Origin of the sequence: Janthinobacterium sp. 75, assembly GCF_004365495.1 — a bacterium.
Taxonomy (GTDB): domain Bacteria; phylum Pseudomonadota; class Gammaproteobacteria; order Burkholderiales; family Burkholderiaceae_D; genus Janthinobacterium.
Genome location: NZ_SORD01000001.1, coordinates 3,380,061 through 3,397,957, shown reverse-complemented (window position 1 = coordinate 3,397,957; position 17,897 = coordinate 3,380,061). Strand labels below are relative to the sequence as shown.

Below are 17,897 nucleotides of genomic sequence, written 5' to 3'. Positions count from 1 at the left end.
TGCCTCCTAGGCAATGTAGCGGCGCGGATTGTCCGCATTGAAATCATCCTCATCGTCCTTGTCCTCACCCTTGAAGACGACGGGACCATTGAAGGCCAGCTGCAGGTTCTCTCCCTGCCAGCTCAGCCACGGCGTCGCTTCGCTGCCGGGATCGGACGTCTTGCCGGACGGCTCCAGGATAATGCTGTCCGGCGTGATGCGGGCCATGCCGATCACATAAGTGTAGACCGTGTCGTCCTCGGCCGCCTTGGACAGGCGGAAGTCGAAGTCGCACTCGACGATTTGCTGGCCGTATTGCATGACCATTTTCGGCCGCATGGACGCCACCGGGACGGCGCCGTTGGCCAGCGCAGAATACACGCTGAAAACGAGGCCCACCGTACCGCCGTAATGCTGCGCCAGCGCTGGATTGACTTCCACCGTTTCCGTGGCAGGCTCCTTGCCTGACGCGCCCGCCACATCGCCCAGGTGGCGTACATACGGCATGGCGTCAAAGCTGCCGGGCGTGTCCGGCGCCTGGATGAAGCGCATCTGGCCATTCGGCAAGAGGATGCCGACCCGCAAGTCGAGATCGTCGTTATCATCGTCGCCATCGCCGTTATCGACCCAGGTGGCCTTGACGGTCAGTTTGCTGGGCGCGCCAGCGCCTTTTTCCAGCGACACCTTGTGCGTCTGGCCCGCCTTGGTCAGCGAGATTTTCGACAAGGAAATCTTGGGGGACGGCGCCGGTTCAGCGACCGGCTGCGCCACTTCGCCGCCGAAATGGGCCACCAGCGCGTCCAGCCCGCCGTTAAAACCCTGGCCCACGGCCATGAAGCGCCAGCCGCCGTCCTTGCGGTAGAACTCGCCCAGCATGACGGCTTTTTCTTGCGCAAAATCAACGCCCGCATACGCGTAGCGAGCCAATTCACGCCCGCCGTCGAGCAAACGCAGGTAGCCGCTGCCCAGCTGCGCCATGGTGGCCGCACCATCGATGGCGGCCGTGACGACCAGGCGTTCGATGGACGCAGGCAAACGCTCCAGCTGGTAGCTGAAGCCGGCCGCATCGCCGGACGGCGCCGATGTTTCCACGCCGCCGCACGGCGTGCGCGGCTGGTTGAAGAAGGTCATGTAGCGCTCGTCGGACAATTTACCGGCGGCATCGAGGCCGAAACAGGCAAAGTCCAGCGGCACGCCGGCGCTGGCGAGGCCCAGTTGCACGACATTGCCCGTGACGAGGCCGGACAGCGCCAGGCGCTGCCCCTTGATCAGGTTTTCCATGGGATCAGGTAGTAAGAAGGGTGATACAAAGGATAAGCAAAACCGGGCAGCGTGGCCGCCCGGCAAAGGTACGCCCTTTCAGGCGTCAACATGCTTTTTAAGCATTAATACCAAAGGAACGCGCCAGAGGGCCCAGGCCGCCTTTAAAGCCTTGACCAATCGCCTTGAATTTCCATTCGCTGCCGGCGCGGTAGATTTCGCCGAAGATCATGGCCGCTTCCGTCGAGCCGTCTTCCGACAGGTCGTAGCGGGCGATTTCCGTGCCGTTGTCGCCGTTCAGGCAGCGGATGTAGGCCTTGCCCACCATGCCAAAGTTCTGCTTGCGGGCTTCCGCGTCGTGAATCGTGACGGCCACGGCGATCTTGTCGATGTCGGCCGGTACGTTGGCCAGGTCGACGGCGATTTTCTCGTCATCGCCATCGCCGCCGCCCGTGGTGTTATCGCCCGCGTGGACGATGGAGCCGTCCACCGACTTCAGGTTATTGTAAAAAATGAAATCAGCGTCGGAACGGGCCTTGCCGTCGGTTTTCAGCAGGAAGGCGCTGCCATCCAGGTCGAAAGCGGCGCCATCGGTGGCGCGCGGGTCCCAGCCCAGGCCAATCACGATTTTCTTCAAGCCAGGAGCTTCCTTGCTCAGGTTGACATTGCCGCCTTTTTGCAAACTGATCGCCATGGTATTTCCTCTTTAATGTGGGGGTTGCATTCGGTGTTTCAGGTCACGCCGCCGGTACTCCGGCTTGATGAGCCATGAGCCTACCATAAAGTTACTGCTTGCCAGCCGCGCACTATTGAAAATAATGCCATACGGAAAAGACGGGGCCACTGCCCGGAGGCGCAAAATGACGGATAATGCCGCTCGACAAAAACTTTCACCATCCTGTACCCAGGCTTGTCCTTGAACAATACCAAAATACGACTCGATTGCATTCCTGGCACCTTGTGCGACGAGCGCCTGTGGTCGCGCCTGGCGCCTGCCCTGGGCCACGCCTTTGATCTGCAGCACGTGCCCCTGCACCAGGCGCGCACGCGCCCGCAAATGCAGCAGATCATCGCCAGCCATAGCGCTCCACAAGCCCATCTGGTGGGCTTCTCGCTGGGCGCCTACCTGGCGCTCGAACATGCGCTGGCGCACCCGCAGCGCGTGAAGTCGCTCACGTTGATCGCCAATTCGGCCCAAGGCTTGCTGCCGGCGGAAATTGAAGCGCGCCAGCGCATCGTCGCCATGCTCGAGCGCAATGCCTATGCGGGCATCACGCGCCAGCGCCTGCGCGAACTGCTGCATCCATTGCACCTCGACGATGTCGCCATCACGGGACTGATCCAGCAGATGGGGCTGGACCTGGGCAAGGACGTGCTGCTGGCGCAATTTCTCACCACGATAGACCGCCCCGACCTGATGGCGCGGCTGCCCGAGCTCGATTTTCCCGTGCTGATCGTGGGCGCCGAAGACGATAAGCTGGTCAATCCCGACGACCTGCGCGCCATGGCGGCCCGGCTGCCGCAAGCCACCCTGCACTTGCTCAAAGATAACACCGGCCACATGATCCCGCTGGAAGCGCCAGGCGCGCTGGCGCAAGCCATGCGTGCGCATCTGGAGGCGGCAAGCGATTTCAACGATAATGACGGGCATCGGGTCATGCCCCCACCACTTTTACAGAACCAATGAGCCATTTGACCATCATCGTCGCCACCGACCAGCAAGGCGGCATCGGCATTGACAACACCCTGCCATGGAAATTGCCGGAAGACCTCGCGCACTTCAAGCGCTTGACGACGGGCCATCCCATCCTCATGGGCCGCAAGACCTTCGATTCCATCGGCCGTCCGCTGCCGAACCGCCGCAACATCGTCATCACGCGCAATCCGGACTGGCGCCATGAGGGGGTGGAAGCTGTGTCGTCGGTGGAAGCGGCCATCGCCCTGCTCGATGGCGCGGAAGGCTATGTCATCGGTGGCGCCGAGATCTACAAACAGTCACTGTCCCTGGCGCAGCGTTTGATCATCACGGAAATCGGCCAGACGTTTGACTGCGACGCCTTTTTTCCCGCCCTGGATCACGCCACGTGGCAAGAAACCGCGCGCGAAGCACATGTCTCTGAGAAATCCGGCCTGCCGTACGCCTTTGTCACCTTGCAACGCAAAGCCTGATAAGGTTGATATAAGGCTGATATAAATTCGGACAGAACGTTGCTGTAATACCCCTGTCACACCTTTGCATCACGCTAGCGCACGCTGCTGACGTTTTGCTACGATATTTTTTTCCCGCAGACGCCGCATTTCTGCGAGAATCCCGTTCTTATTTTTTTTCTGCGGCTGCCGGGTTGCACTACCGCCTGACCGTCGCGCCCTAGTCCGCCCCTTCACATCTGTCAGGGGCGGCTTGCTTTTTTGGAGACATGCATGAAATTTCGTTTCCCCATCGTCATCATTGACGAGGATTTCCGTTCTGAAAATACGTCCGGCCTGGGCATTCGCGCCCTTGCCGCCGCAATGGAAAAAGAAGGCATGGAAGTGCTGGGCGTGACCAGCTACGGCGATTTGTCGCAATTTGCCCAGCAACAATCGCGCGCGTCGGCCTTCGTGCTGTCGATCGACGATGAAGAATTCGGCGCCGGGTCCATCGAGGAAACCGATCACGCCTTGAAATCGCTGCGCGCCTTCGTCGAGGAAATCCGCTACAAGAACGCCGACATCCCCATCTATCTGTACGGTGAAACGCGCACCTCGCGCCACATCCCCAACGATATTCTGCGCGAACTGCATGGTTTCATCCACATGTTCGAAGATACGCCGGAATTCGTCGCGCGCCACATCATCCGCGAAGCGAAATCCTACCTGGACGGTCTGTCGCCGCCCTTCTTCCGCGCGCTGGTGCACTACGCCAACGACGGCTCCTATTCGTGGCATTGCCCCGGCCACTCGGGCGGCGTAGCGTTCCTGAAGTCCCCGATCGGCCAGATGTTCCACCAGTTCTTCGGCGAAAACATGCTGCGCGCCGACGTCTGCAACGCCGTCGAGGAACTGGGCCAACTGCTCGACCATACGGGCCCGGTCGCCGCGTCGGAACGCAATGCGGCGCGCATCTTCAATGCCGACCATTGCTATTTCGTCACGAATGGCACGTCGACCTCGAACAAGATGGTGTGGCACTCGACGGTGGCACCAGGCGACATCGTCGTCGTCGACCGCAACTGCCACAAGTCGATCTTGCATTCGATCATCATGTGCGGCGCCATTCCCGTGTTCCTGATGCCGACGCGCAACCACCTGGGCATCATCGGCCCCATCCCGCTGGCTGAATTCACGCCGGAAAGCATTGCCCGCAAGATCGAGGCAAATCCGTTCGCGCGCGAAGCGAAGAACAAGAAGCCACGCATTTTGACCATCACGCAATCGACCTATGATGGCGTGATCTACAACGTGGAAACCCTGCGCGAAATGCTGGACGGCAAGATTGACACCCTGCACTTCGATGAAGCATGGCTGCCGCACGCCACCTTCCACGACTTCTACAAGAATATGCACGCCATCGGCAAGGACCGTCCGCGCGCCAAGGAATCGATGATTTTCTCGACCCAGTCCACGCATAAATTGCTCGCCGGCCTGTCGCAGGCCTCGCAAATCCTCGTGCGCGAATCGGATACGGTCAAGCTGGACCAGGACGCCTTCAACGAGGCTTACCTGATGCACACCTCGACCTCGCCGCAGTACTCCATCATCGCCTCGTGCGACGTGGCTGCGGCCATGATGGAAGCGCCGGGCGGCACCGCCCTGGTGGAAGAATCGATCATGGAAGCGCTCGATTTCCGCCGCGCCATGAAGAAGATCGACCAGGAATGGGGCCAGGACTGGTGGTTCCAGGTCTGGGGTCCGGAAAACTTCAACGACGAAGGCATGGGCCAGCAGGAAGACTGGATGATACGTGCCGAGGATGACTGGCACGGCTTCGGCGACCTCGCTCCCGGCTTCAATATGCTCGACCCGATCAAGGCGACCATCGTCAACCCGGGCCTGTCGCTGGACGGCCAGTTCGGCGAGACGGGCATCCCCGCCTCCATCGTCACCAAATACCTGGCCGAGCACGGCGTCATCATTGAAAAATGCGGCCTGTACTCCTTCTTCATCATGTTTACCATCGGCATCACCAAGGGCCGCTGGAATACCCTGCTGACGGCCTTGCAGCAGTTCAAGGACGACTACGACAAGAACCAGCCGATGTGGCGCATCCTGCCGGAATTCGCGGCGGCCAACCCGCGTTACGAAAAAATGGGCTTGCGCGACCTGTGCCAGCAAATCCACGACTTCTACAAAGCCTACGACGTGGCGCGTTTGACGACGGAAATGTATTTGTCGGACATGATCCCGGCCATGAAGCCGTCGGACGCCTTCGCCAAAATGGCGCACCGCGAAATCGAGCGCGTGGCGATCGACGAACTGGAAGGCCGCATCACGTCCATCCTGCTGACGCCGTATCCACCGGGCATTCCGCTCTTGATCCCGGGCGAGCGCTTCAACAAGACCATCGTCGACTACCTGCGCTTCGCGCGCGACTTCAACGAGCGCTTCCCCGGCTTCGAGACGGATGTGCATGGCCTCGTGAAACGCGAAGTCGATGGCAAGCGCGGCTATTTTGTAGATTGTGTGAAATTGGATGAGAACGCCTAAAAACGTCATCGTTCCTTGAACTGTAGTTATGGACGCCGCCTGATGCAAATCAGGCGGCGTTTTTCATTTCAGGCCAGCGCGCACGCTTGCGCCAGATCAGACGGCGGCAATATCAGGCTACCCGCATGGGTGACTCGTGCCAGGCTGTCTGCTTCGCGCCGCTTCAGGGCCAGCGGCGAAGCACCATGCGGAGACAGCCTGCCCGGCGCAGGAGAAGAGCGGCTTGGTATGGCGAACGGCGTTTCGCCGATAGCGTATAAACCATCGTTTCCGAAGCTGCGGGTTTCCTTGTCAAGATGAGCGTTCAAACAAGCTTAATTGGCAGGAATGATTACGTCGCTTATACGCCACAGTGCACGTGCTCGACAAAAAGTAATTTTCATTTTCAAAAAGGAAACTTCGCCCTAGTTCGGCAAAAACATCCTCAATGACACGCCAACCCCCATTAAAAGCAAACCAGACCAATATGCAGCCAGTTAATTGGAAACAGGATTTTGCTCAACAAGCCCTACACTGAACGGGCGAGATTTTTATTGCCCGAAAGAAACCAAATGACTCATCCTGCTTTGCACCGTGTGCTGGTCATCACCCTACTCAGCCTGCTTGCCGCCTGCGGCGGAGGCGGCGACAGCAAGACCGGCGCCACCCAGAACCCGGACATCTCGGCAGTGCCGCCAGCGACCGCCGGCCCTGGCACCACGCCGGGCGACACCATTGCACCGCCGCCACTGACCACGCCGCCGTCCAGGCAGACAGCCACCTTTACGCGCCTGGAAGCGTCGCGTTTCCTGGGCCGTGCCACGTTCGGGCCGAACATCGCGGCCATCGAGGCGCTGGCCGCCAGCGATAGCGACGCCTGGCTCCGCGCTCAGTTCTCCAAGCCGCAAACGCTGCACCGCAGCTACATCGACACCATGCTGGCAGCGCAGGCCACCGGCGGGCAAAAAGTGGGAGTTACGGGGGTATATGAAACCTTCTGGCAGCAGGGCATCCGTGGCGAGGACCAATTGCGCCAACGCATGGCTTTTGCCCTGTCCGAGATTTTCGTTATTTCCATGCAGAATGATGCCGTACGGCCGCAGGTACGTGGCGTGGCCAGTTACTACGACATGCTGGGCCAGCATGCTTTTGGCAACTTCCGCGACTTGCTGGAAGGCGTGGCCCTGCATCCGATGATGGGGCTGTACCTGTCCCATCTGCGCAACCAGAAAGAATCGGCCACCCGTACGGCAGATGAAAACTTCGCCCGCGAAGTGATGCAACTGTTTACCATCGGCCTGTACCAGCTGAATGCGGATGGCAGCCTGAAACTGTCCGGTGGCAAACCCATTGACACCTACACGCACGACGACGTGGCGGGCCTGGCTCGCGTCTTTACAGGCTGGAGCTGGGCCGGGCCGGACCAGAGCGCTACGCGCTTCTATGGCGGCACGGCCGATCCCGACCGCGACTGGAAGCCGATGCAGAACTACGCGGCCTATCATTCCAGCGGCGACAAGCGCTTCCTGGGCCAGAGCATCTCCGGCGCCAGCAGCGGCCAGGCCGACCTGAAACTGGCGCTCGATACCCTGTTCAATCATCCCAATGCGGGGCCGTTCTTTGCCCGCCAGTTGATCCAGCGCCTGGTCAGCAGCAATCCCAGCCCCGCCTACGTGGGCCGCGTGGCCGCCGCGTTTGCAAATAACGGCAGCGGCGTGCGCGGCGACATGCAAGCCGTCATCCGAGCAGTACTGCTCGACCCGGAGGCGCTGGCCCCAAGCGGCAGCACCTTGCGCACAGGCAAGCTGCGCGAGCCACTGCTGCGCCTGGCCGGCTGGATGCGCGCCTTCGATGCCAAGCCAGCTGGCGGCCGCTACAGCCTGTATTACCTCGACGATCCTTTGAGCGGGCTGGGCCAGAGTCCCTTGAATCCGCCTTCCGTATTCAGTTTTTTCCGCCCCGCTTATACGCCGCCCAATTCCGCCCTTGCCAGCGCGGGCCTGGTGGCGCCGGAACTGCAAATCACGGCGGAACCGTCGGTGACGGGCTACCTGAACTTCATGCAAGACGCCATCAATAGCGGTGTGGGCGAGAGCCGTGAAGTCAAGCCCGACTACACGCGTGAACTGGCGCTGGCAAGCGACACGGGTGCCCTGCTCGACCGCATCGACCTGCTCCTGATGCATGGCAGCATGCCAGCCAGGCTGCGCGGACAAATCCTGACCGCCGTCAATGGCATCAGCATCCCCACGGCGACGGCCAGCAATGCCACGCAAGTTGCCACCGCCAAGGCCAACCGCGTCAAACTGGCCATTTTCCTGACCATGGCCTCGCCGGCCTACCTGGTGCAAAAGTAAGAGCGATCACATGCAAAATTTCCCCTTTTCCCGCCGCCGCTTTCTCGGCTCCATGCTGAGCCTGGCCGGTACCACGGCCACCCCCTTCGCCATGAACCTGGCCGCCATGGGCAACGCCGCCGCACAATCGGCCAACGACTACAAGGCCATGGTCTGCCTGTTCATGGCAGGCGGCAACGACGCCTTCAACACGGTGCTGGCCACCGATACGACCTCATGGAATGAGTACTCGCGCCTGCGCAACACGGGCGGCGCCGATTCCATCCATCTGCCCGGCGTGGGCGAGACGGGCGGCGTCTTGCCGGTCGCGCCCGCCACCGTGCAAACGGGCCGCGCCTTCGCCCTGCATCCCCAGCTGGCGCCACTGAAAGACCTGTTCGACAATGGCCGCGCCGCCATCGTGGCCAATGTAGGCACCTTGATCCAGCCCGCCACTCTGGCGCAGTACAAGGCGGGCAGCGTCGCCCTGCCACCCAAGCTGTTCTCGCACAACGACCAGCAATCGACGTGGCAATCGGGTTCGCCGGAAGGCGCCAGCGTGGGCTGGGGCGGCCGAATGGCCGACGTGGCCGGCTCGCTCAATACGAATGCGATGTTCACGGCCATTTCCGCCGCAGGCAACACCGTCTTCCTCAGCGGGCGCCAGGTGCGCCAGTTCCAGGTGGGACAGGCTGGTGCCGTGCCCATCCGTGGCCTGGGCGGCAGCCTGTATGGCAGCACGGGCGGAGCGGGTGCGCTGCAAGCGATCGTCAACGATGCGGGCAGCGACCTGATCGAACAGGAACACGTGGCCGTCGTGCAACGCGCCATTTCCAGCCAGAGCATCCTCAACGGCGCCATGCTGGCAGCCGGCGCGGGCGGCGTGCCCAATCCCCCACCCTACATCAATCCGAACACGGGCGTGTCCGGTGTCAATCCGCTGGCCGTGCAATTGCAGACGGTGGCGCGCATCATCGGCGGGCGCGGCCCCCTGGGGGCGAAACGGCAGGTGTTTTATGTGACACTGGGCAGTTTCGACACGCATGACCGGCAAAAAGTGCTGCATGCCGACCTGATGGCGCGCCTGGCGCACGCGCTGGCGTATTTCGACGCGACCCTGGCCGCCCTGCAGGGCGCGGACTTGCGGCGTCAGGTGACAACGTTTACGGCGTCGGACTTCGGCCGCACCTTCAGCAGCAATGGCGACGGCACGGATCACGGCTGGGGCGCGCACCACTTTGTCGTGGGCGGCGCCGTGAAGGGCCGCGACATCTACGGCACCTTCCCCGTCACGGGTCTGGGCCATGCGCTCGATGTCGGTTCCGGCGCCCTGCTGCCGACCACCTCCGTCGACCAGTACGGCGCCACCCTGGCCAAATGGTTCGGCGTGGCCGACAACCAGATGGCCGAGGTGTTCCCGAACATCGGCAACTTCAGCCGGCGCGACCTGGGCTTCATGACGGCAACTTAACCGTTCACGGCCACCGTCAGGGTCGCCACATAGCCCTCTGTGGCATTGCCCGTTACCGTGGCCATCTGCAGGCTGGTGCCGTCGCGGAAGACATTGTCGGAGGCATAGCTGATCTGCGCCAGGTTGCGCACGCTGGCCGTGTAGCCGCTGGCCGCGTAGACCTCGCTTAACGTTGCCATCGGAAAGGTGAACTGCGAGGTCTTGAGACGGTTCGCGGCAGAGGCCGCCTTGGCCAGGCTGGGATAGACCTCGAGATGCACGTGCGGCATGCGCCCCGCGTAGCAGCCGGGAAAGATCGTCGTGAAGGCAAGGTTGCCGGCGCTGTCCGTTTCCTGCACGCCTCGCAAATAATTTTGCGCCGTCACGCCGCTCGAATACAGCGAATACTGGCCGTCGCGGTCACAATGCCATAAATAGACGGCGTAGCCGGCCAGGCTGGCGCAGCTGCCGCTGGCGTTGAGCAACTGCAGCTTGATAGTGAGTGGCACACCCGCCGCCATACCCGTGGCGCCATTAAAACTGGTGCGAATATCGCTGCGCACCACCCCCGACTGGTTCAGCACGTTGATGATGCTGCCGCCATTCGTATTCGTGCCGTCGGCCGGATACGGCCCACCCGTTTCCTCAGGGATCACCGGACAGGCACCCGCCGTCGGTATCGTGACGGTGCCGCTGCCGGAAATGCCTGTGCTGGCAACGCTGGCTGCCACCGTGACGCTGGCGTCCGAACCGCCGCCGCAGCTGCTCAGGGGCAAGGTAGCGGCGCCGGCCAGCAGCCAGCGCAGGACTTGCCGCCGCTCCGCCGCATGGCGCATCATTTCGAGGTCGGATGCCAGACCGTGATCATGTAATTCCATACATATTCCAACAAGTGGGGCAAACCCGCCAAGGCAGGACTCAGGCTGGCGCACAGGAACAGCGCCTGCGTGGCCCGTGGCGAGAGCGCCTTCCTGGCAACCAGGGCGAGCTTGCGTTCCATGGTTCAGGCCGTTGTATTGACCAGGTTGCCGCTGGATGGTAGGCTGGCACTGCTGCCGGAAGCGCCCAGGCTGCCCGATAGCGCCTGCAAGAAACTGCTCAACTTGGCGCTGCTGTCGCCGCTGGTGCTGGCGCCGCCGCCCAAGGCAGTGATCAGACTGGAGAAGCTTGATTGCAAGTCCGAAACGCTGCTGTTATCGCTGCCCGTGCCGGACGACAGGGTCTGGATCAGGCTTTGCAAGTCCGATTTGATATTGCCATGCCCCCGTGCCCGTACCCCGCCGCCGTCCTTGTCGCCGTCCTTGTCTGCGCCGGCGCTGGCGCCAGAGCCACCCTGGGCATGCAGGCTGCCCATCAACTGGTGCAGGAACGCTCCCAATGCCTGGCCGGCATCGCTGCTGCCGGCGGTGCTGGTGTCGGCGCCAGTGCTGTCGGACGATACCGTGTCGGGCAGCGTCACGCCGATCGACGACAGTGCGCTGGAAACGGCATCGAGAAAGCCCTTATCGTCCTGCCTGGGCGGCCGCGCGCCGCCCACGCTGTCGGCGCTGCCGGTATTGCTGCCGCTGACGCGGTTGAAAGCACTCAGCTGGGTAGCGGCGCTGCTGGAACTCAAGGCACTGATGCTCATGCTCAATCTCCTGTCGTTGGATGATGTCGTTATTGGGGACGGTGCGGGCCGGGGCGGCTGTCGCGCCGCTGCTGCGCCTGCTTGCGTTGCTCCGGCGTCAGCACGGCCAGCAATTGCTGCTCCAGCCGCGCATGCAGCAAGCTGATCTGCGCCATGGCTTGCGCCGCCGTACTCGCCAGCGCGCTGGCCTTCGCATCGTCATAGGCGCTGGATCCTGCCAGCTCGCGCAACTGCGCATGCGCCTTGAAGGCGATTTTTTCCTGTTCGCGCAGCAAGGGCGCCTGGGCGTAGGTGGCGGCGAAAATCTTGTCCTGCTGCGCTTCGCTCAAATCGATGCCGTGCAGAAACGGCGGCAAGCCTGGCGCGCCGGGGCCGCCCGGACCGTGACCGGGGCCATGGCCAAAGCCGGGTGGCGGCCCCGGCATGGCGCGCGGCGGCGTGCCGTCCGGCGCAGGCTCCTGCTGGGCCAGTGCGAGCAGCGGCATGCTGCAGGCGGACAGCAGCAACAGGGATACGGCGATACTCAGGTGTTTCATTGGGTTTTCCTTTCGTGGCGACCAGCCCTGATTGTCGGCGTCTGGCATGTAAAGCAACGTTAGGCTGGGGTAAAAGCGTGTAAAGGAAGGTGCGGAAATGTAAGCAGAGGTATGTAAAAGCGGGTAAAACCGTCCTGAACAGCCCCCCTTGACTGCTATCATCGAGCGATATTCACCCGAAAAAAGCACAGGCATGAGCAAGGTTTTGTTAATCGATGACGACGTGGAACTGGTTGGCATGTTTCAGGAATACCTGACACAGGAAGGTTTTGACGCCCGCGCCGTGCATGACGGCGAAAGCGGCGCGGCCGAAGCACTGACAGGCCTGTACGCCATCGCCGTACTCGACGTCATGATGCCGCGCATGAATGGCCTGGAAACCCTGCGCCGCATCCGTGGCGGCAGCAACCTGCCCATCCTGATGCTGACGGCACGCGGCGACGACACGGACCGCATCGTGGGCCTGGAGCTGGGTGCCGACGATTACGTGACCAAGCCGTGCACACCGCGCGAGCTGACGGCGCGCATCCGCGCCATCCTGCGCCGTTCGCAAGCGGCGCCGCACGATAACTCGGGCCTGGCGCCGCTGACCGTGGGGCAACTGACGATGTGGCCGGAACAGCGCCGCATCGCCTGGGCCGGCACACACCTGGAACTGACGAGCACGGAATTCAACCTGCTGGAAGTGCTGGTGCGCCATGCGGGCAAGCCCGTGAGCAAGAATCAGTTGTCCGAACTGGGCCTGGGCCGCCCCATGGCGCGCTTCGACCGCAATATCGACGTGCACTTGAGCAGCCTGCGCCGCAAGCTGGGCAGCCTGGCCGATGGCCGTTCCTGCCTGCAGACCGTGTACCGTCTCGGCTACCAGCTGATCAAGGAATAAGCGTGGGCCGTCTGTTCTGGAAGTTTTTTCTGTGCATCATGCTGGCGCAGGTCACGGCCACCATCGGCATCGGCGGCACTTTCTGGTTGAAAAACCGGGCGGCGCAACAGGAGCGGGCCCTCGACATCGATACCAGCCCGCCCGCACAGATGGCCATCGAAGCGGCCAGCGCCACCCTGGAAGCGGGGGGCAGCAAAGCCTTGCAGCAGTTTCTCGGCAAGATGGAACGCATGCGCGTGTTTGCCGTCGATGCAAAAGGACAAGAACTGATGGGCCGCAAGGTCCATCCGGCCATACTCGGCAAGGCGCGCGCGCTGCTGGCGCAAGGCTCGCCCCATGCCGTGGTGCGCGAGGTCATCGGCAGCGACGGCGTGCGTTACCTGCTGTTCCTGCCCTCGTCCGTCCGCTTTCGCACTGCCGAGGCGGGCGCCGCGCGCGACACGCTCAACGCCGTCACCCTGAGCGGCCCGCGCGGCATGGGCGGCCCCCGTTCCGAAGCGTCCGGCATGCCACCGCCGCACGCCGACTACCAGCGCGGAGGGCCGCGCGAGATGGGTGGCATGGGCGGCATGCCGCCGGGACCGCGCATGGACAACACCTACCGCACCTTCATTCCCCTGGCCGCCGCCATCGCCGCCAGCCTGCTGTTCTCTTTCTTGCTGGCCTGGTATTTTGCGCGTCCCATCCGCGACCTGCGACAAGCGTTCGAGGCCGCCTCGCACGGCGACCTGGCGCCCCGCTTTCACGCCAGCGGCAAGCGCGGCGATGAATTGACGGACCTGGGCCGCGATTTCGACCGCATGACGGGTCGTTTGCGCAATCTCATGGAGAGCCAGACGCGTTTGCTGCATGATGTGTCGCACGAACTACGCTCGCCGCTGGCACGCTTGCAAGCGGCCATCGGCCTGGCGCACCAGCAGCCGGACAAGATGGACGCCTCGATGCAGCGCATCGAACGCGAAAGCGAACGCATGGATAAGCTGATCGGCGAGCTGCTGACCCTGTCGCGGCTGGAAGCTGGCGCTGGCTCACCGCTCAGCGAAGACGTCGGCATCGCCGACCTGTTGCACGACATTATGGAAGACGCCCGCTACGAAGCGAAGGCGCGCCAGGTGGAGATAGCCCTCGCGGGCGACGCGGCCATCGCCGACGCCGCTGTCACCGGCCGGCCGGAGCTGCTGGCGCGCGCCGTGGAAAACGTGGTGCGCAATGCCGTCAAGCACAGTCCCGATGGCGGTACGGTGGAAGTGAATTTGTCGCGCCAGCATGATTGGCTGCGCATCGCCGTGCTGGACCGGGGACCCGGCGTCGCTGGTGCCGACCTGGCCAGCATTTTCCAGCCGTTCTTCCGCGCCAGCAATACCCAGCACAGCACGGACGGCCATGGCCTGGGCCTGGCCATCGCCCAGCACGTCATCAGCGCCCATGGCGGGCGCATCGGGGCCAGCTTGCGTAGCGGTGGCGGGCTGTGCGTGGAAATGTTGCTGCCCACCAAAACGCCAGGCTGACCTTCCGGCGAGCCTGGCGGCGAGCATTGCCGCTAACCTTGTTACGCCTGGGTATCGATGATGCTGCCCAGGGTGGACGAGCTTGATTTGGCCGGACTCGTCGCCGTATCGGCGCTGCTGGTTGTCTGAGGAGCTTGCTGCGCCGCCTCTTGCGCCGCTGCCGCCTGTAACTGGGCAATTTGCGCCTGCAAGGCCTGGATTTGTTGCGCCAACTGCTGCTGCAGCTTTTGCGACGCGTCCGTCTGCGCGCCCTTCTGCGATTCCGTCAACTGCTTTTGCGCCGCCGTGATCTGCTTTTGCAGCGCCGCGATCTGCGAACTGCTGCCCGAACTGGCGCTACTTGCCGCACTGACCGCGCTGCCTGAACCGATTGCCGCTACCATGATGCCTCCTCAGTGTTTCACTACCAAGGTTAACGGCAAGCATGGGCGCGGATGTAGTGCTGCGGGTGTAAAGGCAGGTAAAGAAGGGAAAAACGGCTGGCGCCCGCCCTTCCAGCAATCAGGTCTTCGGCAGGGTCACGCCAACCTGGCCCTGGTATTTGCCGCCACGGTCCTTGTACGAGGTTTCGCACACTTCATCGGATTCGAAGAACAGCACTTGCGCCACGCCTTCGTTGGCGTAGATTTTCGCCGGCAACGGTGTCGTATTCGAAAACTCCAGGGTCACGAAACCTTCCCATTCCGGTTCGAACGGGGTGACATTGACGATGATGCCGCAGCGCGCATACGTGCTCTTGCCCAGGCAAATCGTCAATACATTGCGAGGAATGCGGAAATACTCGACCGTGCGGGCCAGCGCGAACGAGTTTGGCGGGATGATGCAATAGCCCTTGCCAGACACATCGACGAAGTTATTCGCGTCAAAATCCTTCGGATCGACGATGGTAGTGTTGATGTTGGTAAACAACTTGAACTCGTCGGCGCAACGGATGTCATAGCCATAGCTGGACGTGCCGTAAGAAACGATGCGGTTGCCGTCGCGTTCCTTGACCTGGCCCGGTTCGAACGGCTCGATCATGCCCGTTGTTTCCGCCATGCGGCGTATCCATTTATCGCTTTTAATCGTCATCGCAGGGGCTCTTTCTAGAATATCGGAATGGCGGGGGCCGCACGCCTGCTGCAGGCGCGGCCCGAATGGCAGGATTTTACGCGAAAACCCGCCACTGTTGGCCCTTGCAAGATGAAAATCGTTGGCGTCAGGCTACTGCTTCGCCAGCAAGGAAGCGATCATCTCGCGCACCACTTGCGCCGTCAGTTCCGGGTTTTCCATGGGAAACAGATGGCCGCCCGGCACCTGGCGGAAAAACCTGCCGACCAGCTTGCGCGTGGCCTTCAAACCCGCCTGGCGGCATTCCACCGATGCCGTGCCGCCGATAAAACCGATGGGCACGGGAAAGCCATCCTTGACGAGGCCGCCGATATGATGCGGCAAGCTGCGATAAACATCCGTTTCCACTTCGCGCGTAAAGCGCAGCTGCACCCCGTCCGGGTGGGGAACCAGGCCGCTATCGATATAGTCGCGCAAGACTTGCGGCGCCCAGATCGCGAACATGTCCTTGGAGGCAAAGTGTGCATACGCGGCTTGCGCATCGGGCCACAACTTGCGCCGCCGGGCGGAAAAGCGCGACGGAGAAAACCGTTCGCCCAGCGCCGTATTGCGCGCCAGGCGCACCAGCAAGGCGCGCCAACCCGCCACCACGGGCGAATCGAGCAAGACCACGCAGCGCACCAGGTCGGGGCGCTGCTTGGCCACCATGACGCTGAGCATGCCACCAAGCGAATGGCCGACGAGGATCACGGGCGCGCTGTAGCGGCGTTCCAGGTCGTCGATGTATTCGCGCACCAGCTCGGGCCAGCCCGTGCTGACGGGGTAAGCGGGATCGTGCGCGTGCATGTCGAGCGCCTGCACGCTGTAGTGCTGACCCAGCAAGGCGAACAGCCTGCGGTAGGTGCCTGCAGGATAACTGTTGGCATGGGCAAAGTGCAGTTGCGGGAGTGTCATCGTGGGGTGGTGCCGGTGAATGCGATAGGCAATTGTAATGGCATGCCGGCAAGCCGTATCAGAGGAAGGCCTCTAATTGCCGGGGTGCTTGCGCCATGCCGGGCACGAAGGAGGCCAGCACCGCGCCCAGCTCGGCACTTGATTCCACTATGCAAAAGGCGTCGTCGAACGCATGCTCGCGGTTCATATGATTGCGCACGATGATGCATTCCAGCCCGGCGGCCTTGGCGGCGCGCAAGCCGCGCGGCGAATCTTCCACGGCCACGCATTGGGCCGCGGCCAGCCCCAGGCGCTGCAAACCCAGCTGGTAGCCGTCGGGCGCCGGCTTGCTTTCCCCATACATTTCACGCGTCAGCACGAAGTCGAAGTGCGGCAACATGCCCGTGGCCGCATGGCTGAGCTGGAAATGCTGTGCGTAGGCGCTCGTCACCACGCCCATGGCAACATGCGGGCGCAGCGCCGCCAGCACTTGCCCGATGCCGGGCATGGCCAGCTGGCGCGCCTGGCGCAGCCGTTCCGCAAACAGCACGGTACGCTCGGCGCGCAGGCGATCGACCAGTTCGATAGCGTGGCCCTGTCCCAGCAGCACATGCCAGGCGCCGTAGTTATTGTCCAGGAACCAGTCAAAGAATTGCTTTGGCGTCAAGTCTATGCCGTAGGGCAAGAGCAAGTCGCGGTTGCTTTCATAGAACAGCTGCTCGGTGTTGACCAGCACGCCATCGTTGTCCCACAGCACGCCCTGGATGGTTTTCATGGCTTGTTGTCGTTTAAAAACTTACTTGAAGAAGATGTCGTAAGACAATTTCACAATCAGCAGCACCAGGAGCACGAGGAACAGGATGCGCACGAAGGCGGCGCCGCGCCGCACGGCGATCCAGGTGCCCGTCAGGGCGCCCAGGATGTTGCACACAGCCATCGGTGCGGCCACGGCGTACACCACGTGGCCGGCGGGAATGAAGAAGGCCAGTGCGGCCACGTTGGTGGCGATATTCACCAGTTTCGAGCAGGCCGAAGCAAGGATGAAATCAAAGCCGAAAACGCGGATGAAGAGGAAAATCAGGAAACTGCCAGTGCCTGGCCCGAACAGACCGTCATAAAAGCCGATGGCGCCGCCAATGACGATGGCAAGGATGCGTTCGCGCGGACCGATGGGGCGCGCTTCGCGCGTCGTGCCGAAATCCTTCTTGATGAAGGTGTAGATGGCCATGATGATGATCAATACCAGCACCATGGGGCGCACCACCTGTTGTGGCACATACGACACGGCGGCCGCGCCGATGAAGGACATGACGAAGGCGCTGGCCACGGCGGGAAGCACCAGCAGCCACGGGATATGCACCTTGCCGACAAAGGAGCGGGCGGCAAACGTGGTGCCGCAGGCAGACGCCAGTTTATTCGTGCCCAGCAAGGACGTGGAAGCCATGTTCGGCATCAGGTTGAACAGGGCCGGCAGCTGTATCAGCCCGCCCCCGCCCACGGCGGCATCGATCAAGCCGGCAAAGAAAGCAAATAAACACAGCAGCGAAATGGTCAGCATGATAGGCAATAAGGAATGGGCGACAGCGGCAGTATAGGCGCCGTGGATTTTTCCGGATGCAACTTCATATTGCGGAAAACGCAATCAGACGTAACGCTTGACGGAATAC

The 17,897-nt window shown here is 62.3% G+C and carries 18 protein-coding genes; 7 read left to right on the top strand and 11 right to left on the bottom strand.

The features are described 5' to 3' along the window. Nucleotides 1-6 precede the first annotated feature (6 nt). Nucleotides 7-1,260 (bottom strand): TerD family protein, encoded by a 1,254-nt coding sequence (locus tag C8C89_RS15545; protein ID WP_133990839.1) that lies wholly within the window; start codon nucleotides 1,258-1,260, stop codon nucleotides 7-9. A 97-nt stretch (nucleotides 1,261-1,357) separates the two neighbouring features. Then, a complete protein-coding gene (locus tag C8C89_RS15540) occupies nucleotides 1,358-1,933 on the bottom strand; it encodes a TerD family protein (RefSeq protein WP_101481653.1) in 576 nt (191 codons plus the stop codon). Between the two features lie 222 nt (nucleotides 1,934-2,155). Here C8C89_RS15540 and C8C89_RS15535 point away from each other — a divergent pair, with 222 nt between their 5' ends. From C8C89_RS15535 to C8C89_RS15515, 5 genes are all read left to right on the top strand, one after another. Then, nucleotides 2,156-2,926 carry an alpha/beta hydrolase gene (locus C8C89_RS15535; protein ID WP_133990837.1) on the top strand — a complete coding sequence of 257 codons (771 nt, stop codon included), beginning with the start codon at nucleotides 2,156-2,158 and terminating at the stop codon, nucleotides 2,924-2,926. Next, nucleotides 2,923-3,408: a dihydrofolate reductase gene (locus C8C89_RS15530; protein WP_133990835.1), complete on the top strand. Its 486-nt coding sequence runs from the start codon at nucleotides 2,923-2,925 to the stop codon at nucleotides 3,406-3,408. Before C8C89_RS15535 ends, C8C89_RS15530 begins: the two co-directional genes overlap by 4 nt. Nucleotides 3,409-3,660: 252 nt before the next feature. Further along, the gene (locus C8C89_RS15525; protein WP_101481656.1) at nucleotides 3,661-5,925 is read left to right on the top strand and encodes an arginine/lysine/ornithine decarboxylase; all 2,265 of its coding nucleotides are present in this window, start codon (nucleotides 3,661-3,663) and stop codon (nucleotides 5,923-5,925) included. A 551-nt stretch (nucleotides 5,926-6,476) separates the two neighbouring features. Beyond that, a complete protein-coding gene (locus C8C89_RS15520) occupies nucleotides 6,477-8,261 on the top strand; it encodes a DUF1800 domain-containing protein (protein ID WP_133990833.1) in 1,785 nt (594 codons plus the stop codon). Between the two features lie 10 nt (nucleotides 8,262-8,271). After that, nucleotides 8,272-9,711: a DUF1501 domain-containing protein gene (locus C8C89_RS15515; RefSeq protein WP_133990830.1), complete on the top strand. Its 1,440-nt coding sequence runs from the start codon at nucleotides 8,272-8,274 to the stop codon at nucleotides 9,709-9,711. On the opposite strand, the gene C8C89_RS15510 is transcribed toward C8C89_RS15515, so the two are convergent. From C8C89_RS15510 to C8C89_RS15500, 4 genes are read right to left on the bottom strand one after another with little or no spacing between them, the layout of a single operon-like run. After that, complete coding sequence (locus C8C89_RS15510; protein WP_133990828.1) at nucleotides 9,708-10,568, bottom strand: intradiol ring-cleavage dioxygenase; 861 nt, start codon at nucleotides 10,566-10,568, stop codon at nucleotides 9,708-9,710. The genes C8C89_RS15515 and C8C89_RS15510 overlap by 4 nt on opposite strands. Continuing rightward, nucleotides 10,526-10,690, bottom strand: coding sequence for a hypothetical protein (locus C8C89_RS27015; protein WP_166674759.1), 165 nt, complete (start codon nucleotides 10,688-10,690; stop codon nucleotides 10,526-10,528). Before C8C89_RS27015 ends, C8C89_RS15510 begins: the two co-directional genes overlap by 43 nt. A 3-nt stretch (nucleotides 10,691-10,693) precedes the next feature. Continuing rightward, nucleotides 10,694-11,320: a hypothetical protein gene (locus C8C89_RS15505; protein ID WP_133990826.1), complete on the bottom strand. Its 627-nt coding sequence runs from the start codon at nucleotides 11,318-11,320 to the stop codon at nucleotides 10,694-10,696. A 29-nt stretch (nucleotides 11,321-11,349) separates the two neighbouring features. Beyond that, nucleotides 11,350-11,856, bottom strand: a complete 507-nt coding sequence (locus tag C8C89_RS15500; RefSeq protein ID WP_133990824.1) for a periplasmic heavy metal sensor — start codon at nucleotides 11,854-11,856, stop codon at nucleotides 11,350-11,352. Nucleotides 11,857-12,049: 193 nt separating this feature from the next. Here C8C89_RS15500 and C8C89_RS15495 point away from each other — a divergent pair, with 193 nt between their 5' ends. Continuing rightward, the gene (locus C8C89_RS15495) at nucleotides 12,050-12,739 is read left to right on the top strand and encodes a response regulator transcription factor (protein ID WP_133990822.1); all 690 of its coding nucleotides are present in this window, start codon (nucleotides 12,050-12,052) and stop codon (nucleotides 12,737-12,739) included. Nucleotides 12,740-12,741: 2 nt separating this feature from the next. Then, on the top strand, nucleotides 12,742-14,247 hold the full coding sequence (locus C8C89_RS15490) for an ATP-binding protein (RefSeq protein ID WP_133990820.1): 1,506 nt from the start codon (nucleotides 12,742-12,744) through the stop codon (nucleotides 14,245-14,247). Nucleotides 14,248-14,288: 41 nt separating this feature from the next. Here C8C89_RS15490 and C8C89_RS15485 read toward each other — a convergent pair whose 3' ends face one another. The 5 genes from C8C89_RS15485 to C8C89_RS15465 all read right to left on the bottom strand — a co-directional run bounded on the left by C8C89_RS15485 (nucleotide 14,289) and on the right by C8C89_RS15465 (nucleotide 17,788). Further along, entirely contained in the window at nucleotides 14,289-14,630 is a 342-nt protein-coding gene (locus C8C89_RS15485) for a FlxA-like family protein (RefSeq protein WP_101481664.1), read from the bottom strand. Between the two features lie 118 nt (nucleotides 14,631-14,748). Next, entirely contained in the window at nucleotides 14,749-15,318 is a 570-nt protein-coding gene (dcd, locus tag C8C89_RS15480) for a dCTP deaminase (protein ID WP_035819543.1), read from the bottom strand. Nucleotides 15,319-15,450: 132 nt separating this feature from the next. After that, the gene (locus C8C89_RS15475) at nucleotides 15,451-16,251 is read right to left on the bottom strand and encodes an alpha/beta hydrolase (RefSeq protein WP_101481665.1); all 801 of its coding nucleotides are present in this window, start codon (nucleotides 16,249-16,251) and stop codon (nucleotides 15,451-15,453) included. Nucleotides 16,252-16,309: 58 nt separating this feature from the next. Further along, entirely contained in the window at nucleotides 16,310-17,005 is a 696-nt protein-coding gene (locus C8C89_RS15470; RefSeq protein ID WP_133990818.1) for an HAD family phosphatase, read from the bottom strand. 21 nt (nucleotides 17,006-17,026) lie between these two features. After that, nucleotides 17,027-17,788, bottom strand: coding sequence for a TSUP family transporter (locus C8C89_RS15465; protein ID WP_034756294.1), 762 nt, complete (start codon nucleotides 17,786-17,788; stop codon nucleotides 17,027-17,029). Nucleotides 17,789-17,897: the final 109 nt, after the last annotated feature.

What these genes read in the sequence shown, in the direction of transcription:
- C8C89_RS15500 (WP_133990824.1), bottom strand. Translation starts at nt 11,856, where the DNA reads ATGAAACACCTGAGTATCGCCGTATCCCTGTTGCTGCTGTCCGCCTGC.
- C8C89_RS15515 (WP_133990830.1), top strand. Translation starts at nt 8,272, where the DNA reads ATGCAAAATTTCCCCTTTTCCCGCCGCCGCTTTCTCGGCTCCATGCTG.
- C8C89_RS15525 (WP_101481656.1), top strand. Translation starts at nt 3,661, where the DNA reads ATGAAATTTCGTTTCCCCATCGTCATCATTGACGAGGATTTCCGTTCT.
- C8C89_RS15520 (WP_133990833.1), top strand. Translation starts at nt 6,477, where the DNA reads ATGACTCATCCTGCTTTGCACCGTGTGCTGGTCATCACCCTACTCAGC.
- C8C89_RS15470 (WP_133990818.1), bottom strand. Translation starts at nt 17,005, where the DNA reads ATGAAAACCATCCAGGGCGTGCTGTGGGACAACGATGGCGTGCTGGTC.
- C8C89_RS15475 (WP_101481665.1), bottom strand. Translation starts at nt 16,251, where the DNA reads ATGACACTCCCGCAACTGCACTTTGCCCATGCCAACAGTTATCCTGCA.
- C8C89_RS27015 (WP_166674759.1), bottom strand. Translation starts at nt 10,690, where the DNA reads ATGGAACGCAAGCTCGCCCTGGTTGCCAGGAAGGCGCTCTCGCCACGG.
- C8C89_RS15495 (WP_133990822.1), top strand. Translation starts at nt 12,050, where the DNA reads ATGAGCAAGGTTTTGTTAATCGATGACGACGTGGAACTGGTTGGCATG.
- C8C89_RS15465 (WP_034756294.1), bottom strand. Translation starts at nt 17,788, where the DNA reads ATGCTGACCATTTCGCTGCTGTGTTTATTTGCTTTCTTTGCCGGCTTG.
- C8C89_RS15540 (WP_101481653.1), bottom strand. Translation starts at nt 1,933, where the DNA reads ATGGCGATCAGTTTGCAAAAAGGCGGCAATGTCAACCTGAGCAAGGAA.
- C8C89_RS15505 (WP_133990826.1), bottom strand. Translation starts at nt 11,320, where the DNA reads ATGAGCATCAGTGCCTTGAGTTCCAGCAGCGCCGCTACCCAGCTGAGT.
- dcd (WP_035819543.1), bottom strand. Translation starts at nt 15,318, where the DNA reads ATGACGATTAAAAGCGATAAATGGATACGCCGCATGGCGGAAACAACG.
- C8C89_RS15530 (WP_133990835.1), top strand. Translation starts at nt 2,923, where the DNA reads ATGAGCCATTTGACCATCATCGTCGCCACCGACCAGCAAGGCGGCATC.
- C8C89_RS15510 (WP_133990828.1), bottom strand. Translation starts at nt 10,568, where the DNA reads ATGGAATTACATGATCACGGTCTGGCATCCGACCTCGAAATGATGCGC.
- C8C89_RS15485 (WP_101481664.1), bottom strand. Translation starts at nt 14,630, where the DNA reads ATGGTAGCGGCAATCGGTTCAGGCAGCGCGGTCAGTGCGGCAAGTAGC.
- C8C89_RS15545 (WP_133990839.1), bottom strand. Translation starts at nt 1,260, where the DNA reads ATGGAAAACCTGATCAAGGGGCAGCGCCTGGCGCTGTCCGGCCTCGTC.